At 70.9% G+C, this 20032-nt stretch carries 19 protein-coding genes and 1 pseudogene; 5 read left to right on the top strand and 15 right to left on the bottom strand.

The genetic code is table 11. The annotated features are described in order from the left end of the window. Positions 1-99: 99 nt before the first annotated feature. The 8 genes from gatB to ACQEVG_RS27235 all read right to left on the bottom strand — a co-directional run bounded on the left by gatB (position 100) and on the right by ACQEVG_RS27235 (position 10204). The gene (gatB, locus tag ACQEVG_RS27270) at positions 100-1608 is read right to left on the bottom strand and encodes an Asp-tRNA(Asn)/Glu-tRNA(Gln) amidotransferase subunit GatB (protein WP_432988522.1); all 1509 of its coding nucleotides are present in this window, start codon (positions 1606-1608) and stop codon (positions 100-102) included. A 16-nt stretch (positions 1609-1624) separates the two neighbouring features. Next, the gene (locus ACQEVG_RS27265) at positions 1625-1867 is read right to left on the bottom strand and encodes a hypothetical protein (RefSeq protein WP_432988520.1); all 243 of its coding nucleotides are present in this window, start codon (positions 1865-1867) and stop codon (positions 1625-1627) included. Beyond that, the gene (gene gatA / locus ACQEVG_RS27260) at positions 1864-3357 is read right to left on the bottom strand and encodes an Asp-tRNA(Asn)/Glu-tRNA(Gln) amidotransferase subunit GatA (RefSeq protein ID WP_432988518.1); all 1494 of its coding nucleotides are present in this window, start codon (positions 3355-3357) and stop codon (positions 1864-1866) included. The genes ACQEVG_RS27265 and gatA overlap by 4 nt, the downstream gene beginning before the upstream one ends. Positions 3358-3362: 5 nt before the next feature. Continuing rightward, on the bottom strand, positions 3363-3659 hold the full coding sequence (gene gatC / locus ACQEVG_RS27255; protein ID WP_360881180.1) for an Asp-tRNA(Asn)/Glu-tRNA(Gln) amidotransferase subunit GatC: 297 nt from the start codon (positions 3657-3659) through the stop codon (positions 3363-3365). A 233-nt stretch (positions 3660-3892) separates the two neighbouring features. Next, a complete protein-coding gene (locus tag ACQEVG_RS27250; protein WP_432988516.1) occupies positions 3893-6007 on the bottom strand; it encodes a putative bifunctional diguanylate cyclase/phosphodiesterase in 2115 nt (704 codons plus the stop codon). Between the two features lie 316 nt (positions 6008-6323). Continuing rightward, on the bottom strand, positions 6324-8507 hold the full coding sequence (gene ligA / locus ACQEVG_RS27245) for an NAD-dependent DNA ligase LigA (RefSeq protein ID WP_432988514.1): 2184 nt from the start codon (positions 8505-8507) through the stop codon (positions 6324-6326). A gap of 15 nt (positions 8508-8522) precedes the next feature. Further along, positions 8523-9518 carry a methionine synthase gene (locus tag ACQEVG_RS27240; RefSeq protein ID WP_432988512.1) on the bottom strand — a complete coding sequence of 332 codons (996 nt, stop codon included), beginning with the start codon at positions 9516-9518 and terminating at the stop codon, positions 8523-8525. Next, positions 9515-10204 (bottom strand): SDR family oxidoreductase, encoded by a 690-nt coding sequence (locus ACQEVG_RS27235; protein WP_432988510.1) that lies wholly within the window; start codon positions 10202-10204, stop codon positions 9515-9517. Before ACQEVG_RS27235 ends, ACQEVG_RS27240 begins: the two co-directional genes overlap by 4 nt. 206 nt (positions 10205-10410) lie before the next feature. Between ACQEVG_RS27235 and ACQEVG_RS27230 the strand changes: the two genes are divergently transcribed. Both ACQEVG_RS27230 and ACQEVG_RS27225 read left to right on the top strand, forming a co-directional pair. Then, positions 10411-10749 carry a DUF427 domain-containing protein gene (locus ACQEVG_RS27230; RefSeq protein ID WP_432988508.1) on the top strand — a complete coding sequence of 113 codons (339 nt, stop codon included), beginning with the start codon at positions 10411-10413 and terminating at the stop codon, positions 10747-10749. A 214-nt stretch (positions 10750-10963) separates the two neighbouring features. Next, the gene (locus tag ACQEVG_RS27225; protein WP_432988506.1) at positions 10964-11368 is read left to right on the top strand and encodes a hypothetical protein; all 405 of its coding nucleotides are present in this window, start codon (positions 10964-10966) and stop codon (positions 11366-11368) included. Between the two features lie 210 nt (positions 11369-11578). Here ACQEVG_RS27225 and mnmA read toward each other — a convergent pair whose 3' ends face one another. After that, complete coding sequence (gene mnmA, locus ACQEVG_RS27220) at positions 11579-12715, bottom strand: tRNA 2-thiouridine(34) synthase MnmA (protein WP_432988504.1); 1137 nt, start codon at positions 12713-12715, stop codon at positions 11579-11581. Positions 12716-12776: 61 nt separating this feature from the next. Here mnmA and ACQEVG_RS27215 point away from each other — a divergent pair, with 61 nt between their 5' ends. Then, a complete protein-coding gene (locus ACQEVG_RS27215) occupies positions 12777-13427 on the top strand; it encodes an N-acetylmuramoyl-L-alanine amidase (protein WP_432988502.1) in 651 nt (216 codons plus the stop codon). Between the two features lie 246 nt (positions 13428-13673). Here the strand turns inward: ACQEVG_RS27215 and ACQEVG_RS27210 are convergent, their stop codons facing one another. The 3 genes from ACQEVG_RS27210 to ACQEVG_RS27200 form a co-directional block, all read right to left on the bottom strand. Beyond that, positions 13674-14837, bottom strand: coding sequence for a cysteine desulfurase family protein (locus ACQEVG_RS27210; protein WP_432988500.1), 1164 nt, complete (start codon positions 14835-14837; stop codon positions 13674-13676). Positions 14838-14979: 142 nt separating this feature from the next. Then, positions 14980-15360, bottom strand: coding sequence for a hypothetical protein (locus ACQEVG_RS27205; protein ID WP_432988498.1), 381 nt, complete (start codon positions 15358-15360; stop codon positions 14980-14982). A 21-nt stretch (positions 15361-15381) separates the two neighbouring features. Beyond that, positions 15382-15534: a hypothetical protein gene (locus tag ACQEVG_RS27200; protein WP_360881202.1), complete on the bottom strand. Its 153-nt coding sequence runs from the start codon at positions 15532-15534 to the stop codon at positions 15382-15384. A gap of 103 nt (positions 15535-15637) precedes the next feature. Between ACQEVG_RS27200 and ACQEVG_RS27195 the strand changes: the two genes are divergently transcribed. Continuing rightward, a complete protein-coding gene (locus ACQEVG_RS27195; protein ID WP_432988496.1) occupies positions 15638-16252 on the top strand; it encodes a TetR family transcriptional regulator in 615 nt (204 codons plus the stop codon). Here ACQEVG_RS27195 and ACQEVG_RS27190 read toward each other — a convergent pair. Then, positions 16221-17303 (bottom strand): annotated as a pseudogene (locus ACQEVG_RS27190) (helix-turn-helix transcriptional regulator). The gene ACQEVG_RS27195 and the pseudogene ACQEVG_RS27190 overlap by 32 nt on opposite strands. A 97-nt stretch (positions 17304-17400) precedes the next feature. On the opposite strand from ACQEVG_RS27190, the gene ACQEVG_RS27185 reads away from it, so the two are divergent. Continuing rightward, positions 17401-17988 (top strand): TIGR03086 family metal-binding protein, encoded by a 588-nt coding sequence (locus ACQEVG_RS27185; RefSeq protein ID WP_432988494.1) that lies wholly within the window; start codon positions 17401-17403, stop codon positions 17986-17988. 309 nt (positions 17989-18297) lie between these two features. On the opposite strand, the gene ACQEVG_RS27180 is transcribed toward ACQEVG_RS27185, so the two are convergent. Beyond that, positions 18298-19146: a thioesterase family protein gene (locus tag ACQEVG_RS27180; protein WP_432988492.1), complete on the bottom strand. Its 849-nt coding sequence runs from the start codon at positions 19144-19146 to the stop codon at positions 18298-18300. A 107-nt stretch (positions 19147-19253) separates the two neighbouring features. Next, positions 19254-19913, bottom strand: a complete 660-nt coding sequence (locus ACQEVG_RS27175; RefSeq protein ID WP_432988490.1) for a trimeric intracellular cation channel family protein — start codon at positions 19911-19913, stop codon at positions 19254-19256. Positions 19914-20032: the final 119 nt, after the last annotated feature.

Below are 20032 nucleotides of genomic sequence, written 5' to 3'. Positions count from 1 at the left end.
GGACCGGCCACCCCCAGAACCCTTGCCCCGCCGCCCACAGCAGAGGCGGCCCGCACCTTCCGGTGAAAGCCGCCTCCGTCTGCTCTCAAGCGCCTCGCGTCAGCCCTCGACGCCCAGCTTCTGCAGGATCAGTTCCTTCACCCGCGCCGCGTCCGCCTGGCCGCGGGTCGTCTTCATGACCGCGCCCACCAGCGCGCCGACCGCCGCGACCTTGCCGCCGCGGATCTTGTCGGCGATGGCCGCGTTGCCCGCGATCGCCTCGTCGACGGCCGCGCCGAGCGCGCCCTCGTCCGAGACGACCTTCAGGCCGCGCTTCTCGACCACGGTGTCCGGGTCGCCCTCGCCCGCGAGGACGCCCTCGATGACCTGGCGGGCCAGCTTGTCGTTGAGGTCGCCGGCAGCGACCAGCGCGGCCACCCGGGCCACTTGCGCCGGCGTGATCGGGAGCGAGGCGAGCTCGACGCCGTCCTCGTTGGAGCGGCGGGCCAGCTCACCCATCCACCACTTGCGCGCGGACGCCGCGTCCGCGCCCGCCTCGATCGTGGCGACGATCAGGTCGACCGCGCCCGCGTTGAGGATCGACTGCATGTCGTGCTCGGAGACGCCCCACTCCTCGCGCAGCCGGTTCCGGCGGACCCGCGGCAGCTCGGGCAGGGTCGCCCGCAGCTCCTCGACCCACTCGCGCGGCGGCGCGATCGGCACCAGGTCGGGCTCCGGGAAGTACCGGTAGTCCTCGGCCTCTTCCTTCACCCGGCCGGACGTCGTGGAGCCGTCCTCCTCGTGGAAGTGACGGGTCTCCTGAATGATCGTGCCGCCGGACGAGAGCACCGCGGCGTGCCGCTGGATCTCGAACCGGGCCGCACGCTCCACGCTGCGAAGCGAGTTGACGTTCTTCGTCTCGGAGCGCGTGCCGAACTTCTCGACGCCGTGCGGGCGCAGCGACAGGTTCACGTCGCACCGCATCTGGCCCTGCTCCATGCGCGCCTCGGAGACACCGAGCGCCTTGATGAGCTCGCGCAGCTCGGCCACGTACGCCTTGGCGACCTCCGGCGCACGCTCTCCCGCGCCCTCGATCGGCTTGGTGACGATCTCGATCAGCGGGATGCCTGCGCGGTTGTAGTCCAGCAGCGAGTGGGACGCGCCGTGGATTCGGCCGGTGGCACCACCGACGTGGGTCGACTTGCCGGTGTCCTCCTCCATGTGCGCGCGCTCGATCTGCACGCGGAAGACCTCGCCGTCCTCCAGCTGGACGTCCAGATAGCCGTTGAAGGCGATCGGCTCGTCGTACTGCGAGGTCTGGAAGTTCTTCGGCATGTCCGGATAGAAGTAGTTCTTCCGGGCGAAGCGGCACCACTCGGCGATCTCGCAGTTGAGCGCGAGGCCGATCTTGACGGCCGACTCGACGCCGATCGCGTTGACGACCGGGAGCGAGCCGGGCATGCCGAGGCAGGTCGGGCAGGTCTGCGAGTTGGGCTCGGCGCCCAGCTCGGTCGAGCAGCCGCAGAACATCTTGGTCTTGGTGCCGAGTTCGACATGGACCTCGAGGCCCATGACGGGGTCGTAGGCAGCGAGGGCGTCCTCGTACGACACCAGTTCAGTGACGGTCACGGTGAAACTTTCCCTCTCAGCCCAGCAGGACGTCGTCGTCGCCCAGGCGCTTCAGCTCGCGGTAGAGCAGGGCCAGGCCGGTGACGATGGCGGCAGCGGATACGGCGGCGTCGATCAGCCGGAGCGTGTCGCCCTCGTTGCGGGCCTTCTTGGCCTGCTTGGCGACGTTGATCGCGCCGAAGGCGGTGGTGCCGATCGACAGATACGTGCCGGTCTTGGACTTCTTGAAGCCCTTGGCCTTGGTCAGTGCCTTACTCACAGCGACGGAGCCTCCTCGAGCAGCGGGTGGCCCCACTTTTCCACGAAGGCAGCCTCGACGGCCGCGCCGACCTTGTACAGCCGGTCGTCCTTCATGGCGGGGGCGATGATCTGCAGTCCGACCGGCAGTCCGTCCTCCGGCGCGAGGCCGCAGGGCAGCGACATCGCGGCGTTGCCGGCCAGGTTGGTCGGGATGGTGCACAGGTCCGCGAGGTACATCGCCATCGGGTCGTCGGCGCGCTCGCCGATCGGGAAGGCGGTGGTCGGCGTGGTCGGCGAGACGATCACGTCGACCTGCTCGAAGGCCTTCTCGAAGTCCCTGGTGATGAGCGTGCGCACCTTCTGCGCGGAGCCGTAGTACGCGTCGTAGTAACCGGAGCTGAGCGCGTATGTGCCGAGCATGATGCGGCGCTTGACCTCGTCGCCGAAACCCGCCTCACGGGTCAGCGCGGTGACCTCCTCGGCGGACTTCGTGCCGTCGTCGCCGACCCGCAGGCCGTAGCGCATGGCGTCGAAGCGGGCCAGGTTGGAGGAGCACTCGGACGGCGCGATCAGGTAGTACGCGGAGAGCGCCAGGTCGAAGGACGGACAGTCCAGCTCGACGATCTCGGCGCCCAGCCCGCGCAGCAACGCGACGGACTCGTCGAAGCGCTGCACGACACCGGCCTGGTAGCCCTCGCCGCGGAACTGCTTGACGACACCGACGCGCATGCCGGCGACGGAACCGTTCTTCGCGGCCTCGACGACCGGCGGGACCGGGGCATCGATGGACGTCGAGTCGAGCGGGTCGTGACCGGCGATGACCTCGTGCAGCAGGGCCGCGTCCAGGACCGTACGGGCGCAGGGGCCGCCCTGGTCGAGGGAGGACGAGAAGGCGACCATGCCGTACCGGGACACCCCGCCGTAGGTGGGCTTGACGCCGACCGTGCCGGTGACGGCGGCGGGCTGGCGGATCGAGCCGCCGGTGTCCGTGCCGATGGCGAGCGGGGCCTGGTACGAAGCGAGGGCGGCGCTGGATCCGCCACCGGAGCCGCCGGGGATCCGGGTCAGGTCCCAGGGGTTGCCGGTCGGCCCGTACGCGCTGTTCTCGGTCGAGGACCCCATGGCGAACTCGTCCATGTTGGTCTTGCCGAGGATGACGACGTCGGCTTCCTTCAGCTTGCGCGTCAGGGTCGCGTCGTACGGCGGGATCCAGCCCTCAAGGATCTTGGAACCGACCGTGGTCGGGATGCCCTCGGTGGTGAAGATGTCCTTGAGCGCGAGCGGAACGCCGGCCAGCGGGCCCAGCTTCTCGCCCGCCTCGCGCTTGGCGTCGACGGCGCGGGCCTGCGCGAGCGCGCCCGCACGGTCGATGTGCAAGAAGGCGTGCACCTTCTCGTCGACGGCCTCGATCCGGGCCAGATGGGCCTCGGTGACCTCGACGGCGGTGAGCTCGCCGGCGGCGATCTTCGCCGCGATCTCGCCCGCGGTGAGCTTGATGATGTCCGTCATGGTGATTAGTCCTCCCCCAGGATCTGCGGCACCTTGAAACGCTGCTGCTCCTGGGCCGGGGCGCAGGAGAGCGCCTGCTCGGGGGTGAGCGACGGACGGACCTCGTCCGCGCGCATGACATTGGTCAGCGGCAGCGGGTGCGAGGTCGGGGGTACGTCTTGGTCGGCGACCTCGGATACGCGGGCGACCGCGCCGATGATGTCGTCGAGCTGTCCGGCGAAGTGGTCGAGCTCGTCGCCGGACAACTCCAGACGCGCCAGCCGGGCGAGGTGGGCGACCTCCTCGCGCGTAATGCCAGGCATGCAGCGATCCTCAGGGGTGAGTGGTGTGTTTGGCCCCAATCCTATGGGGCGCGGGCCCCTGCCCACGAAACGGTTATGAGACCGGGCCCTGCACCGGCATCAAACCCGGCCCTGCACCGGCATCGGACCGGGCCCTCTCCCGGCCGCGGGGACGGTGACCGGGGACCGCCCGTCCATTGCCCCGCCTGCCCTGCGGCCTCGGCGTCTCCCGGCTTCCGCCGTGGCCCGCGGCGTCAGGGAACGACCTGGCCGGACGGCTCGTCCGCATCCGACTCGGCGGGCAGCTCCGCCGGGCGGTGCCAGCCGCGCTCGCCCCTGGCCCGCAGCCATGCCGTGGTCTCCTGCGGCGGCATCGCGGCCGCGACCAGCCAGCCCTGTACGGCGTCGCAGCCCAGATCGCGCAGCCGCTCCCAGGTCTCGTCGTCCTCGACGCCCTCGGCGACCACCATCAGGCCGAGCGAGTGTGCCAGGTCGACGGTGCAGCGGACGATCTCCGCGTCCTCGGTGTCGACGGCGAGCCGGGCCACGAAGGAGCGGTCGATCTTGAGCTCGCTGACGGGGAGACGGCGCAGATGCACCAGCGAGGAGTACCCGGTGCCGAAGTCGTCCAGCGACATCTTCACGCCGTGATCGGTCAGCCCGGCGAGGGTGTCGGCGGCCCGCTGCGGGTCCTCGAGCAGCACGTGTTCCGTTATCTCCAGCTGGAGGGAGCCCGCCGGGACACCGTGCCGGGCGAGGCGGGCGGCGACGGATCCGGCAAAGCCGGGGGTGTGGACGTCGCGCGGCGAGACATTGACGGCGACCGGGACGTTCAGGCCCTGCGCGCGCCACTTCGCCACCTGGGCGAGGGCCGTGTCGAGCACGTACTCCGTCAGGTGGGGCATCAGGCCGGAGGATTCGGCGATGGCGATGAACTCGTCCGGGGAGACCCGGCCGCGTTCCGGGTGGACCCAGCGGACCAGTGCCTCCAGTCCCGCGACATGACCGTCGAAGCGCACCTTGGGCTGGTAATGGAGCTCCACGTCGCCGGCGTCCAGAGCCCGGCGCAGATCGCCCAGCAGGCCGAGCCGGTCGGGGGTGTTGCTGTCCCGCTTGGACTCGTACACCTCCACGCCCGTACGGTCCCGCTTCGCCTGGTACATCGCGACGTCCGCGCGCCGCAGCAGCCCCTCGGCGTCCAGCGCGTGCTCGGGGAAGACGGCGACGCCGGCACTCGCTTCCAGGACGAGCGTGAGCCCGTCGAGGTCGAGCGGCGAGGAGAGCTCGGCCACCAGATGCCGGGCGACGCGCTGGGCGCTGGTGGTGGAGTCCGCGGTCGGGAGCAGTACGGCGAACTCGTCGCCACCGAGCCTGGCCGCCTCCGCGCCGCGCGGCAGCGCGAGTCGCAGCCGGTCGGCTATCTGCAACAGCAGCCGGTCGCCCGCGAGATGGCCGAGCGTGTCATTGACGGAACGGAAGCGGTCGAGGTCGATCAGTACGAGAGCGGAACGCGCACCGCTGCCCTCCGCGTCCTCCAGAGCCGACCAGGTCCGCTCAAGAAGCCACTGCCGGTTCGGCAGCCCGGTCAGCGGGTCGCGCAGCTGCTCCTCGGCTCTGGCCCGGGCGATCCACAGCGTGGAGTCCAGGGCGATCAGCGGCACGGCGAACAGCGGCAGCATCAGCGGCAGGGCGACCGCGACCACACAGATCAGCGGGGCGATACCGAGCAGAGCGACGGCGACGAGACCTTGCCTGAGCAGGGCTGTACGGGCGACGGTGGGCAGGCCCCCGCCCTGCGGCGCCAGCACATACCACAGGAGCAGCCGGGTCACCGCGAGATAGGCGGTGGCCGCCAGGACGACGCCCGGCGCGGTCGCGATACTCCATTCGAGTGGCGACCATGGCTCTTCGACGGTCGGCTCCACCGAGAAGACGGCGAGGACGAGGGCGGCGGCGCCGATGCCGATGATGTCCACGGAGCCGTGCAACACGCCCTGGCGCCAGCGGTGTCTGCGGGCCGCGCCGACCAGGGCCACGACGGCCAGGCTGACCAGTCCGGCCGGCACCCAGCCGAAGAGCAGCAGGACGGCGAGCGTGAGGGCGGCGCCGGAGCCGGTGCCGCCCCACCAGCGGTCCCGGCCGAGCGCGACCAGATGCCCGACGATGATCCCGGTGAGGACGGCGAGCGACCAGCCCACCGTGGCGCCGGGAAACAGCGCCCGGCCTTCCCTGAGGGTGCTGACGACGCCAAGGGTGAGCAGAACGGCGGCACATACGACGCCGGCGACGGGCAGGCCCGGCGTCAGACCGGCAAGGGCCGCGAATCCACGCGGCCGTGAGACCGTGGCGGTGCTCTCGGTCGGTTTCATTCCCGTCCCTCTCACAGCCGGCGGTGCCGATGCCTCGCGATGGCTCCCGTTGTCATGCCACCACGACTGAAATCCCACCACGCAGCCGTGCACGACAGGCGCACATCTCAACAGTAGGCCGCAGGGGGCTCGGACGGGCAGCGCTCTACAGCTCTTGCCCGAATGCGACCCGGCCACCCTTATCCATCTGGTATGCGCTGAACGGGTGACCTGTACCGGTCGTTCGAGGCCCGAAACCGGCGTCCGATTCCGGTCCCGTGCGCCCCCTCCGGCTCCCCGTACGAGCCCCTCCCAAGCCCCGCGCACGCCCCCTCCGTCACGCCTCTGCAGGCACAGCGGCCTCACGTGCCGCATCCGGGCCCTGTTCGAGGAGTACGACGAAGCCCTCCTCGTCCAGGACCGGCACCTTCAACTGCATCGCCTTGTCGTACTTGGAACCCGGGTTGTCCCCGACCACGACGAAGGCCGTTTTCTTCGAAACGGAACCGGCCACTTTCGCTCCGAGGCTCTGGAGGGCTTCTTTTGCGCCATCCCTGGTGTAGTTCTCCAGGGTTCCGGTGACGACGACGGTGAGTCCTTCCAGTGGCCGCGGCCCCTCGTCCTCGCCCGCGCCCTCTTCCTCCATACGGACGCCCGCAGCCCGCCACTTGCGCAGGATCTCGCGGTGCCAGTCCTCCGCGAACCACTGCTTGACCGAGGCCGCGATGATGTCGCCCACGCCGTCGACCGCCGCCAGCTCCTCCTCGGTGGCCTGCTCGATCCGCTCGATCGACCGGAACTCCCGGGCCAGCGCCTCGGCCGCGACCGGGCCGACATGACGGATGGACAGGCCCGTGATGATCCGGGCCAGCGGTCGCTCCTTGGCCGCCGCGATGTTCTCCAGCATCGCCAGGGCGTTCTTCCTCGGCTCGCCCTCCTGGTTGGCGAAGACCCTGGCCTTCTTCTCCTCCCCGGTCTTCGGGTCGCGCTTGGGCAGTCCGCTGTCCTGGTCCAGGGCATAGGCCCTGATGGGCAACAACTGCTCGATGGTGAGGTCGAACAGATCGCCCTCGTCGGTCAGCGGCGGAGTCGGCGGCTCCAGCGGCTTGGTGAGCGCGGCCGCCGCCACGTAGCCGAAGTTCTCGATGTCCAGCGACTTGCGGCCGGCCAGATAGAAGAGACGTTCACGCAACTGGGCCGGGCAGGAGCGGGCGTTGGGGCAGCGCAGATCGACGTCGGCCTCCTTCATCGGGCGCAGTGCCGTCCCGCACTCGGGGCACTCGGACGGCATCACGAACTCCTGCTCGCTGCCGTCCCGCAGATCCACGACCGGACCGAGGATTTCCGGAATGACGTCGCCGGCCTTGCGCAGCACCACCGTGTCGCCGATCAACACGCCCTTGGCCTTGACCACGTCCTGGTTGTGCAAGGTGGCGAACTCGACCTCGGAGCCCGCGACCGTGACCGGCTCGACCTGCGCATACGGCGTGACGCGCCCGGTGCGGCCGACGCCCACGCGGATGTTGACCAGCTTGGTGTTGACCTCCTCCGGGGCGTACTTCCACGCGATCGCCCAGCGCGGCGCGCGCGAGGTGGAGCCGAGCCGCCCCTGGAGCGGGATCTCGTCGAGCTTGGCGACCACACCGTCGATCTCGTGCTCCACCGAGTGGCGGTGCTCGCCGAAGTAGGCGATGAACTCCCGTACATCCTCCAGCGAGTCCACGACCTTGTTGTGCCGGGCGGTGGGCAGGCCCCACTCGCGCAGCAGGTCGTAGGCCCCCGACAGGCGCTCGATGTCGAATCCCTCGCGCGCGCCGATGCCGTGCACGACCATGCGCAGCGGGCGGGTCGCCGTGACCCTGGGGTCCTTCTGGCGCAGTGAACCCGCCGCGGCGTTGCGCGGGTTGGCGAAGGGCTTGTCACCGGCCTCGACCAGGCGGGCGTTGAGCTCCTCGAACTTCTCCATCGGGAAGTAGACCTCGCCGCGGATCTCCACGAGATCCGGGATGCGGTCGCCCTGCAATCTGTCAGGAATGTCGGAGATCGTACGGACATTGGGGGTGATGTCCTCGCCCACGCGGCCGTCGCCCCGGGTCGCCGCGCGGGTCAGCCGGCCCTTCTCGTACGTCAGGTTCACGGCGAGGCCGTCGACCTTGAGCTCGCACAGGAAGTGGTATTCCTGCGAGCCGAGGTCGCGCGCGATGCGCTCGGCCCAGGCGGTGAGCTCCGCCTCGTCGAAGGCGTTGTCGAGGGAGAGCATCCGCTCACGGTGCTCGACCGCGCCGAACTCCGTCTCGTACTGCCCCGCGACCTTCTGGGTCGGCGAGTCGGGCGTACGCAGCTCCGGATACGTGTCCTCCAGCGCCTCCAGCTCGCGCAGCAGCTTGTCGAACTCGGCGTCGCTGATGACCGGTTGGGCGTTCACGTAGTACCGGAAGCGGTGCTCTTCGACCTGCTCGGCCAGCTGGGCATGCTTCTCCCGTGCCTCGGCGGGCACAGACCCTTGCTGTTCGACAGCCACCGTCTCGTCCTCCCGTTACTCAGGGTTGTCTGCGAGCGATCTCGCGGCCCGGACGCAGTGGGCGAGCGCCGCGCGTGCGTACGCAGGCGAGGCACCCGCGAGGCCGCACGCCGGGGTGATCACGACGGACTCGGCGAGAGTCCCCGGATTCAGCCCCAACCTGCGCCACAGCGTCCTGACACCCCTGACGCTACCGGCAGGGTCTGACAATGGAGCGTCGGTGGACGGCACGACGCCCGCGAACAGCTTGGTACCGCCCTCCACCGCCTCACCGATCTCCTCGTCATCACGCTCGGTGAGCAATCCGACATCGAACGAGACGCCCGCGACGCCTGCCCGGCGCAGGAGGGCGAAGGGCACGTCCGGCGCGCAGGAGTGGACGATCACCGGATCGTCGCTCACCCCGATCACGTCCCGCAGCGTTGCTTCGACGATCTGGCGGTCCACCGCGCGGTGCGTGCGATACCCGCTGGCGGTCCTGATCTGTCCGCGCAGTACGGCGGTGAGCGACGGCTCGTCGAGCTGCAGCACAACGCGGGCTCCGGGCACCCGGCGGCGTACGTCCGCCAGATGTGACCGCAGCCCCTCCACGAGCGAGCCCGCGAGATCCCGTACGGCGCCGGGGTCGCCCAGCGCGGCCTCGCCGCCCCGCAGCTCCAGCGCGGCGGCGAGCGTCCAGGGCCCCACCGCCTGCACCTTCAGCGCGCCCGCGTACCCCTGGGTGAACTCCTCCAGCGCGTCGAGGTCCTCGCCGAGCCAGGAGTGGGCGCGCCGGGTGTCGCGCCCCGGCCGGTCGCTGACCCGCCAGGCGCTGGGCTCGACATGCGCGTACATCTCGACGAGCAGCCCGATGCTCCGCCCGATCATGTCGGCACCGGGCCCACGGGCGGGGAGCTCGGGCAGGTGGGGGAAGTCCTCGACGGAACCGGCGACGGTCTTGGCGGCCTCGCGGGCGTCACCGCCGGGCATGGACCCGACGCCGGTGGCGGTGCCCCAGGGGAATGCGTTCATCGTCCCGGCCGCACCGTCAGGTCGTTGATCTCGGCATCCCGGGGCAGGTCCAGCGCCGTCAGGATCGTCGTGGCCACCGACTCCGGGCTGATCCAGCGGGAGGCGTCGTACTCCTTGCCCTCCTGGGAGTGCACCTTGGCCTGCATCGGGCCGGCGGTGCGGCCCGGGTACACCGAGGTCACGCGCACGCCGCCTGCGTGCTCCTCCTCGCGCAGCGAGTCGGCGAGCGCCTTGAGGCCGTGCTTGGAGGCGGCGTAAGCGCCCCATTCCGCATGGGCCTTGAGGCCCGCGCCCGAGTTGACGAACAGCACATGGCCCTGGGAGGCCCGCAGTTGGGGCAGGAAGAGCCGGGTCAGTTCGGCGGGCGAAATCAGGTTGGCGTTGAGCTGCTGGTGCCAGGTCTTCGGCCGCAGCTCGGCGATCGGGCCGAGGTCGACGATGCCCGCGATGTGCAGCAGGGAGTCCAGGTGGTCGGGCATCGGCTGCATGCCGAGCGACCTGGAGATGCGGTCGGGGTCGGAGAGGTCGGCGACGAGGGTACGGGCGCCCTCGTACTGGGCGGCGAGTTCCTTCGCGCGGCCGGCGTCGCGCGCCAGCAGGATCAGCTCGTCGCCGCGCTCGTGCAGGCGGCGCGCGACGGCGGCGCCGATGCCGGAGCCTGCCCCGGTGATCAGATGTGTGGCCATACGGGACATGCTCGCACTACCGCACTCCTGCGCTCTCCTCCAGGTGGGCGAGCGCCGGGACACCCTCCTGACCGAAGAACACCAGGGCAGTCAGTGGCAGCGGCAGAAAGCGTTTCATGAGGCCACCGTGCAGTCCGCGTACGGCACAGCGAGTACGGAGCGGCGGACCGGGAACAACACACGCGCCCGCCGACGCTGTGACTGCCATGACACAGACACGCGGTGGACATCGCATCACGGTGGAGCCGGGCACGACCCATGTGCGCGTCGTGCGCGACGGACAGGTGCTGGCGGACAGCAGGCGACCGCTGCTGCTGCGCGAAACGGGCCTGCCGGTCCGGTACTACCTCCCGCCCGAGGACGTACGCACCGAACTGCTCACCCCTTCCGAGCACCACACCCACTGCCCCTTCAAGGGCGACGCCTCCTACTGGTCCCTGCCGGACGTACCCGATCTGGTCTGGGCCTACCTCGAGCCGATCGACGATGTTGCCGAGATCAAGGGGCACTTCTGCTTCTACGACACCGAGGTCGTCGAGGACTGACGGGAGGATTCTCGCGCCCGGGCGATGAGTTCCGCGCCGAGCGGCGGTCGCGAGATCGATGACCTCGCCGCCGTCACCGCCGCGGCCGGCGGCAGTGCCTCGGTGCACGGTATGTCGTCGGGCGCGGCGCTGGCCCTGAAGGCGGCCGCCGCCGGGCTGCCGATCATCCAGGTCTCGGCGTACGAGCCGCCCTTCACGACCGACCCGGCGGCCCATGAGGAACGCGCCGCCCGGACCGCGCGGCTGCGTGAGCTGGTGGAGCAGGGGCGGCCCGGCGATGCGCTCGCCGCTCTTCCTGGCGGAGACCGGGATGCCGCCGGAGGCGGTCGAAGGGATGCGGCAGACGCCGATGTGGGCCGGGCTGGAAGCGGCGTCCCACACCCTCCCCTACGACCACGAGGTGATGGGCAACGGCCGGGTGCCGGTCGAGCAGCTGCGTACGATCGCCCAGCGCGTGATGGTCGTGGACGGCGGCGCGAGCCCTGACTGGCTGCGGGACACGGCCCGCGCGGTGTCGGAGTGCCTGCCGCGCGGCCGGCATCAGACGCTCGCCGGCCAGACGCACGAGGTGGCGCCGCAGGTGCTGGCCCCGCTGCTGACCGAGTTCTTCACCGCATAGCGGCGAGGCTGGTGGGTGCTAGGTCCTGTCCGGTCGATAGGGCCGGATCAGTGAGCGGGCTCTGGCGCGTGCAGATGCAGGCGGAGGATGAGGGTCCCCCCGCCGACGGCAGGGGAGAGCCCACGCGGTGGGCGCACCTCCCGTGCCCGAAGGGCTACGGGGGAGTGCGTGCCGGGGCCCGCGAGCCCGGCAAGATCGGCCGGACAGGGCCTAGGCGGCAGACATCGCCGCACGCTCGGTCGTCGCGATCGTCGCCGAACCCACCACGCGCGTGCCGTCGTACAGGACGATCGCCTGACCGGGGGCGACGCCGCGGACCGGCTCCGTGAAGCTGACCTCGAGGGTGCCGTCGACCAGCTCGGCGGTCACCGGCGTCTCGCCGCCGTGGGCGCGCAGCTGTGCGGTGTACGTACCCGGGTCGGCCGGAGCCGTCCCGCACCAGCGGGGCTTGATCGCCGTCAGGGCCGTGACGTCCAGCGCCTCGACCGGGCCGACCGTCACCGTGTTGTTCACCGGCGAGATGTCCAGGACGTAGCGCGGCTTGCCGTCGGCGGCGGGATGGCCGATGCGCAGACCCTTGCGCTGTCCGATGGTGAAGCCGAAGGCCCCTTCGTGCGTGCCCAGCTTCGTGCCCGACTCGTCGACGATGTCGCCCTCCGCCGTCCCCAGGCGGCTCGCCAGGAAGCCCTGGGTGTCGCCGTCCGCGATGAAGCAGATGTCGTGGCTGTCCGGCTTCTTCGCGACCGCGAGGCCCCTGCGCTCGGCCTCCGCCCGGATCTCGTCCTTGGTGGTGAGGGTGTCGCCGAGCGGGAACATGGCGTGCGCCAGCTGCCGCTCGTCGAGCACGCCGAGGACATACGACTGGTCCTTGGCCATGTCGGACGCCCGGTGCAGCTCGCGCGAGCCGTCCTCGCGGACGATCACCGTCGCGTAGTGACCGGTGCACACGGCGTCGAAGCCCAGCGCGAGCGCCTTGTCCAGGAGCGCGGCGAACTTGATCTTCTCGTTGCAGCGCAGACAGGGATTGGGCGTGCGGCCCGCCTCGTACTCCGCAATGAAGTCCTCGACCACGTCCTCGCGGAAACGCTCGGCGAGATCCCACACATAAAACGGGATGCCGATGACGTCCGCCGCGCGACGGGCGTCGCGCGAGTCCTCGATGGTGCAGCAACCGCGCGCGCCCGTACGGAACGACTGCGGGTTCGCGGAGAGCGCGAGGTGCACACCGGTGACATCGTGGCCGGCCTCGGCGGCCCGGGCGGCGGCGACGGCGGAGTCCACGCCGCCCGACATGGCGGCGAGTACGCGGAGGGGGCGCTGGGGAGTCTGAGGAGTCTGAGGAGTCATAGCTCTACCAGGGTAAGGGGCCCGGGGAACCGAAAGCTCGTGAGTATGCGTTGTGGATCGCATGGGGAGCGATTCGAAGCGTGGGGGCGGGCGGAGGGTCAGCAGGCGTGCCGTGCTGATCGGCGGCGGGGCCGTGGTGCTCGGGACCGGTGCGCTGCTGCAGGACGAGCTGAGACGTGCCTGGTGGCGGCTGCCGGGGATGACGAAGCCGCGCAAGGAGGGTGAGCTCGACTACCCGGGCGCCGAGTGGACAGCGGCCTCCCGGGCGAACTGGCGGCTCGCGGACCGGCCCGCCGACTATCTCATCGACCGCGTGATCATCCATGTCGTCCAGGGCAGCTATCTCTCGGCGCTGAAGGTCTTCAAGGACCCGGGGCACGGGGCAGCGGCGCACTATGTCGTACGCAAGGACGGGCATGTGGCGCAGATGATCCGCGAGCTGGATGTGGCCTTCCACTCGGGGAACCGCTCGTTCAACGAACGCAGCATCGGCATAGAGCACGAGGGCTTCGTGGACCGGCCTGCCGACTTCACGGACGCGATGTACAGCTCGTCGGCGCAGCTCACGGCACGGATCTGTGCGCGGTACGACATCCCGGTGGATCGGGAGCACATCCTCGGGCATGTGGAGGTGCCGGGGACGGACCACACGGATCCCGGTCCGCACTGGGACTGGAACCGGTATCTGACGCTGGTGCGCAAGGCGCGCTAGCCGGCGCGCGCCGGCTAGGGCGTGTTTTAGAAGTAGCGCCGTCCGCCCGCAGGGCGGGCCCCGCGGCGTCTGGTGCGTGCAATCGCAAGGCGGTGGGGGCACCCCCGGACGAAGTCTGGGGGTGATCGCCCTCGTACTGGACGTACTTGGGCGACTTCGACAACATCGCGAGTGTGCGTGCCAGGCATCGCGGGGTGGGGGCACCTCCCAGGCGAAGCTCTGGGGGAGGGACTTCTAAAACACGCCCTAGCTGAGTCCCGCCGTACGGGCCCGCTCCACCACCGGGCCGATGGCCTCGGCGACCGCCTCCACATCCGCCTTCGTGGAGGTGTGCCCGAGGCTGAAGCGCAGCGTGCCGCGCGCCAGGTCAGGGTCGGTGCCGGTGGCCAGGAGGACATGGCTGGGCTGGGCGACTCCGGCGGTGCACGCGGAGCCGGTGGAGCACTCGATGCCCTGTGCGTCCAGGAGGAGCAGCAGCGAGTCGCCCTCGCAGCCGGGGAAGGTGAAGTGGGCGTTGGCGGGGAGGCGGTCGTCCGGGTCACCGCCGAGGATCGCGTCCGGGACCGCCGTACGCACTGCCTGGACGAGTTCGTCTCGCAGTGCGCCGATCTCGCGGGCGAACTCCTCGCGGCGCTCCGCGGCTATGCGGCCGGCCACGGCGAAGGAGGCGATCGCGGGGGCGTCCAGGGTGCCGGAGCGGACGTGGCGCTCCTGGCCGCCGCCGTGCAGGACGGGGACCGGGGTGTACTCGCGTCCGAGCAGCAACGCGCCGATGCCGTACGGGCCGCCGATCTTGTGCCCGGACACGGTCATCGCCGCCAGTCCCGACGCGGCGAAGTCGACGTCGAGCTGGCCGAAGGCCTGGACCGCGTCGGCGTGCAGCGGGACGCCGAACTCCTTTGCCACGGCGGACAGTTCGGCCACCGGCATGACGGTGCCGATCTCATTGTTGGCCCACATCACGGTGGCGAGCGCGACATCGCCGGGGTTGCGCCCGATGGCTTCGCGCAGGGCCTCGGGGTGCACCCGTCCGTACGCGTCGACCGGCAGATACTCGATCGTCGCGCCCTCGTGCTCGCCGAGCCAGTGGACGGCGTCGAGGACGGCGTGATGCTCGACGGGGCTGGCCAGGACCCGGGTCCTGGCCGGGTCGGCGTCGCGCCGCTGCCAGTACAGGCCCTTCACGGCGAGGTTGTCGGCCTCGGTGCCGCCGGAGGTGAAGACCACCTCGCTGGGCCGCGCGCCGAGCGCGTCCGCAAGGGTCTCGCGGGCCTCCTCGACGGCGCGGCGGGCCCGGCGCCCGGCCGCGTGCAGCGCGGAGGCGTTGCCGGTGACGGTGAGCTGCGCGGTCATCGCCTCGACGGCCTCCGGCAGCATCGGAGTGGTCGCAGCGTGGTCGAGGTATGCCATGGTGGCCACGATTCTACGAGGCCTCGCGGGGGCGCGGACTCGGCGCAGAGGGGCACGGGCGTGCGGGCGCCGTTTTCCCCAGGGCTTTTCCCGGCTTTCCCCGGCCTTCCGTGACGCCCTGAGGCGTCCCCCGGCTGTGGTGTCAGTCGCCGAGGCCCCAGACGACGGTTCCGTTCGCGCTGATCAGCACGGCGAGGACGACCAGGTCGGCGAGGCCCAGGGTGAGGCCGAGCAGGGCACGGCCGCGGCGTGCGGTGCCGCGCCAGAGGGCGAGTCCCGCCAGCACGACGGCGATCGGGCCGAGCAGGATGTTCATCACCAGCAGACCGACGAGGCCGAGGACGAACGCGGCGACGGCCATGCCGTCGGCGTCCCGGCGCAACGCGCGCCGGGTCTCGGGCTCGGTCTTGGACCGGTCCGCGTCACGGTCGGTGTCACGGTCGACGCCCCGGACGGCGGCGTCCCCGAGGGTGCTCTCCGTGCGTGTGGTGCGCGTGGCGCGTGCGATAGCGGTGAGTTGCATGGTGGTTCTGCTCCTTCCGGGTCAGTGGTGGCGTGCGCGACGCTCGCGCACGGCGAAGACGAGCAGCCATGCACCGATGACGGAGCACGCCACGATGGTTACGGAGACGGGGAGTTGGGCCACGGCGCCCAGCAGAATTCCCAGCAGGAGAAGTGCTGCGACGAGGGCGATCATCGTCTTCCTTTCGAATTCTCGGTGAACACTTGAGAGTACGACTGTTCACTGACTCCCGAGTCTACACTTCCTTTTTTGAGAGAACGGTTGTTTACTGAATGTTATGAGTCACACCCTCGGGATACGTCAGGCCCAGAAACAGAAGACCCGTCAGGCCCTCCTGGACGCCGCGCTGCAGCTGCTCGAGGAGCAGAGTCTGAGCAGCCTGGGACTGCGTGAGGTGACCCGGGCCGTGGGTGTGGCCCCGACGGCGTTCTACCGGCACTTCCGGGACACGGCGGACCTCGGCGTCGCACTCGTCGAGGAGGCGCTCGGCAGTCTGCACGCCACGATCGGCGAGGCGCTCGCCGAGAACGGCGACGACGTACGCATCGACCGGACCGTCGCGCTCATCGCCGAACTGGTACGGACCTCCCCCGCACACGTCCGCTTCATCGCACGCGAGCGGTACGGCGGTGTGCAGCCCGTACGGGAGGCCATCGGCGCCCAACTGCGGCGGTTCGCCGAGGAGGTGGCGGCGGCGTTCGCCCGGGAGCCGGAGGCGGCGGGGTGGAGCGAGGCGGATCTGATGATGCTGGCGGGGCTGTATGTGGACCACATGGTGGTGACCGCGTACACGTTCCTGGAGGCGGGTCCGGAGGGCGAGGAGCCGGTGGGTTCGCTGGCGAGACGTCAACTGCGGCTGATCAGCCTCGGCCGCCGCCACTGGCTGGACTGACGGCGCGGCCGCCGTCGCCTCCGCCGGCCGGACCGGGCACGCGGGCACCGACATTGGCCGGATTGGGCGCCCGGGCGACATTGGCCGGATCGGGCGCCCGGTCGCCGTACAACTCGACGACCGCGGCCGCGGCCTGAGCCAGCTCCTCGCGGGCCTCGGGCGGCGAAAGCACCTCCACGCTCTCACCGAACGCCAGCAGCGCACGAGCCGCCATCGCCGACGGGAGGGCGAGCTCCACGTGCGTCCACTCCCCCGCCGGCACCGGCTCCGCGGCGAGATGACTCGCCTGGATGCGCAGGAACAGGTCGAGCCGGTCCGCCCGCACCCGCGCCGTCACCCGTACGTCCGCGGGCCGGTCCTCGACCTGACGGCGCAGCACCTCCCAGACATCCGCCAGCTCCTGCCCGGCCCGTCGGCGCACCGGGGCGTCGGTCAGGGTCGCGGCGAGCACCCGGTCGGCCCGGAACAGCCGGGGCGCGGCCCGGTGGTCGGCGACCAGGTACCAGACGCCCGCCTTGACGACGAGTCCGTACGGATCGAGCGTGTACGTCCGCGGCTCGGTCGTCCCGCTGTGGCGATAGCGCAGCCGCAGCCGCCGGTCGGTGAAGACCGCGGAGTTCAGCACGTCCAGATCCACGGCAGGCTGCGGTACGCGCATCCAGCGGGCCGGATCCACCAGGATCCGCCGGCTCGTCAACTCGGCGGCGGGCCGGTGCGGTTCGGGCAGCGCCGCCATGACCTTGCGCAGTGCCGAGCCGAGCGCCTGATCGAGGCCGAGCGCGGAGTGCGCGCCCTAGGCCGCGAGCACGAACAGGGCGCGGGACTCGTCGGCGGTCAGTCCCGTGACGTCGGTACGGAATCCGGGCAGCAGCGCGATACCGCCGTGCCGCCCGCGTTCGGCGTAGACGGGCACGCCGGAGGCGGAGAGCGACTCGATGTCCCGGTAGATGGTGCGCACGGAGACTTCGAGCCGTTCGGCGAGCTCGGCGGCGGGGACGAGACCGCGGGTCTGGAGCAGCAGCAGGATCGAGAGCAGCCGGTCTGATTTCACGGGTGTGAGGGTCTCCGGAAAACTTGACGGTGGGTGTCAGGTTATCCGTGCAGAGTGCGTGCCGTCAGCGAGACCGGGACATGAGGAGACGGACACCATGAACGCCACGGACACCATGAAGGACCCCCGCCCCCTGTTTGAGCGCGCGGCCGACCAGTTCGCGGGCCTGCTGAAGACGGTGACGCCGGAGCGGCTGGGCGATCCGACGCCGTGTACGGAGTACGACGTACGGGCGCTGGTGTCCCATGTCGTCGGCGCCACGCACCGGATCGCGCACATCGGCGAGGGCGGCGAGTGGCTGTCGGTCCCGGCCCGGATGGACGGCGTCGCCGACGACGACTGGAGCGCGGCGTACGAGGAGGCGAGGGCCCGCTTCACGGCGGCGTGGGCGCAGGACGCGAAGCTGGGCGGGCCGGTGGCGGTGCCGTGGGGGACGGTGCCGGGGGCGGGGGCGGTCGGGGGGTATGTGATGGAGACGGTGACGCATACCTGGGATCTGTCTCAGGCGCTGGGGCATCCGCTGGCCCTGGACGAGGAGTTGGCGGAAGTGATCCTGCCGATCGCCCGGCAGGTCCTGCCGGCGGACGGCCGGGGGGAGGATGTGCCGTTCGGGGCGGTGCGGGAGGCGGGACCGGGCGCGGATGCGTACGCGCGCCTGGCGGCGTGGCTGGGCCGCGAGGTCTGACCCACGGACCCCGGGCTCGCCCGGCGGCTTCGCGCCCGCGCCACCTGTCTCTTCCGCAGCGTCGCCGCCGGTTCGTCGATGCGTGCTTGCCACGCAACCAGCGTGGCCTCCGCGTCCGACGGTCGCGGGAGCGTCTGGGTCAGGATCAGGCGTGGGCCGTGGCCCGTGCCCTTCGTGAGTTGCCAGCGGACCTCGCCGCCGGCCCGGGGCCAACGACTGTGTGCTCGTGTGCCCGTGGTCAGTTCGGACCAGACCGTCTCCACGGGGCGTACCAGCTGGCGTTCGAAGCGGCCCGCAAGGGCATGCACCTCAGTCGCGCGGCGCCTTCGCCAGCTGTCGCGACTGCGCCACCAGCCGGTCCTCGCTGTCCCAGACCTCCGCGTCCTCCTCCAGAAACCCGCCCGCCAGATTCCGCGTCGTGATCGAGACCCGCAGCGGGCCCGGCGCCGGGCGGCAGCGGATGTGGGTGGTGAGTTCGACCGTCGGCGTCCAGCCCTTCAGACCCAGCTCGAACGAGGTCGGCGGCAGCGCGTCGACCGTGAGCAGCAGCGAGAAGGGGTCCGCGTCCCGGCCGTCCGCCAGGGAGAACCAGCCGCGCATCTCCCCCTTGCCGGAGGGCGCGCCGACCGCCCAGCCGACGGTGGCCGGGTCGAGCTTGATGTTCAGGCGGTCCGTGATCGCCGAGCTGCCGGGGATCTTCGGCGCGGGCCCGTCGCTCGGCCCGAGGCAGTCCTGGATGGCCGGCATCGCGGGCGGCTTCGCCGTGGTGCGCACGTCGCCGGGGAGCGCGTCCAGGTCTCCGTAGGTCGCGAGGACGCGGATGCGCTCGACCTCGGTGCCGTCTTCCGCGTGCTGAATGAGCGAGGCCTGTCCGGTGGACAGGGTGCGGCCGGTGCGTACGACCTCGGTGCGGATCACCGCGGGGCCCGGCTGGGACGCCGTCAGATAGTGCGCCGAGACCGTGAACGGGTCGGCGTGCGGCAGTGCGTCGCCCAGCGCCCGGCCGAGCAGGGCCAGCAGATAGCCGCCGTTGACGGCGTGGATGATCGTCCAGCCCGCCGAGAGCTCCGCGTCGTAGACGCCCGGTGCGCGCAGGGTGACAGCGGTGTCGCGGTCGAACTCGCTGTCCCCGATGGATGCCTGTACTGCCTGTGCCATGGCGGCACGGTACAACAGAAAATTACTGAGCGGTAGCTTTTTGGGTTGGTGCGGAAGCGGATCGGCATACGAGCGGCTTCGGCAGCGCGGGCGCCCGGTCCCGTTCCCTACGCCTCCTCAGCGGCGGAGGAGCGGCGGTTCCAGGCGCGGGGCGCGCGCCAGTGGAAGCGCATGGCGAACAGACGCAGGACGAACGCGGTCACCACGGCGAGTCCGCTGGTGGCCGTGTTCAGCGCGTCGAAGCGGATGCTGAGGACGACCATGGTGGCGCCGACCATGGCGGGGACGGCGTAGAGGTCGCGGTCCCAGCGCAGCAGCGAGGGCACCTCGTTGGCGAGCACGTCCCGCAGCACACCACCGCCGACGGCGGTGGCGAGGCCGAGGACGGCGGACGACGTGAGGCCGAGCCCGTACTCGTACGCCTTGGTGGTGCCGGTGACGCAGAACAGCCCGAGGCCGGCGGCGTCGAAGACATTGACGCCGTTCTGGATGCGCTCGACCTGCGGGTGCAGGAAGAAGACAAGGGCGGCCGCCACAAGGGGCATGAGGAAGTACCCGAGATCGGTGAAGGCGGCCGGGGGGACGGCCCCGATGATCAGGTCACGCAGCAGCCCTCCGCCGAGCGCGGTGACCTCGGCGAGCACGGCGATTCCGAAGACGTCGAAGTTCTTGCGGACGGCGAGCAGTGCGCCGGAGATCGCGAATACGAAGATCCCGGCGAGGTCGAGCGCGTGCTGGACGGAGGGCGTGAACAGTTCAAGGAGCACCGGACGATTGTGCCGGTTCTACGGAGCGGAGCCGGCACCAGCACGTTGCCTCGGCCCGCCCCGGGTCGGGGCTCGCGTGTCTGGCACTACCTCCCCCGTAGCGCTTCGGGAAAGGTGGT

It is taken from the genome of Streptomyces sp. CA-135486, from assembly GCF_050936555.1.
In the GTDB taxonomy this organism is placed as follows: Bacteria; Actinomycetota; Actinomycetes; order Streptomycetales; family Streptomycetaceae; genus Streptomyces.
Note: the sequence above shows the minus strand (reverse complement) of the source record. Positions and strands in the feature narration are given on the sequence as shown.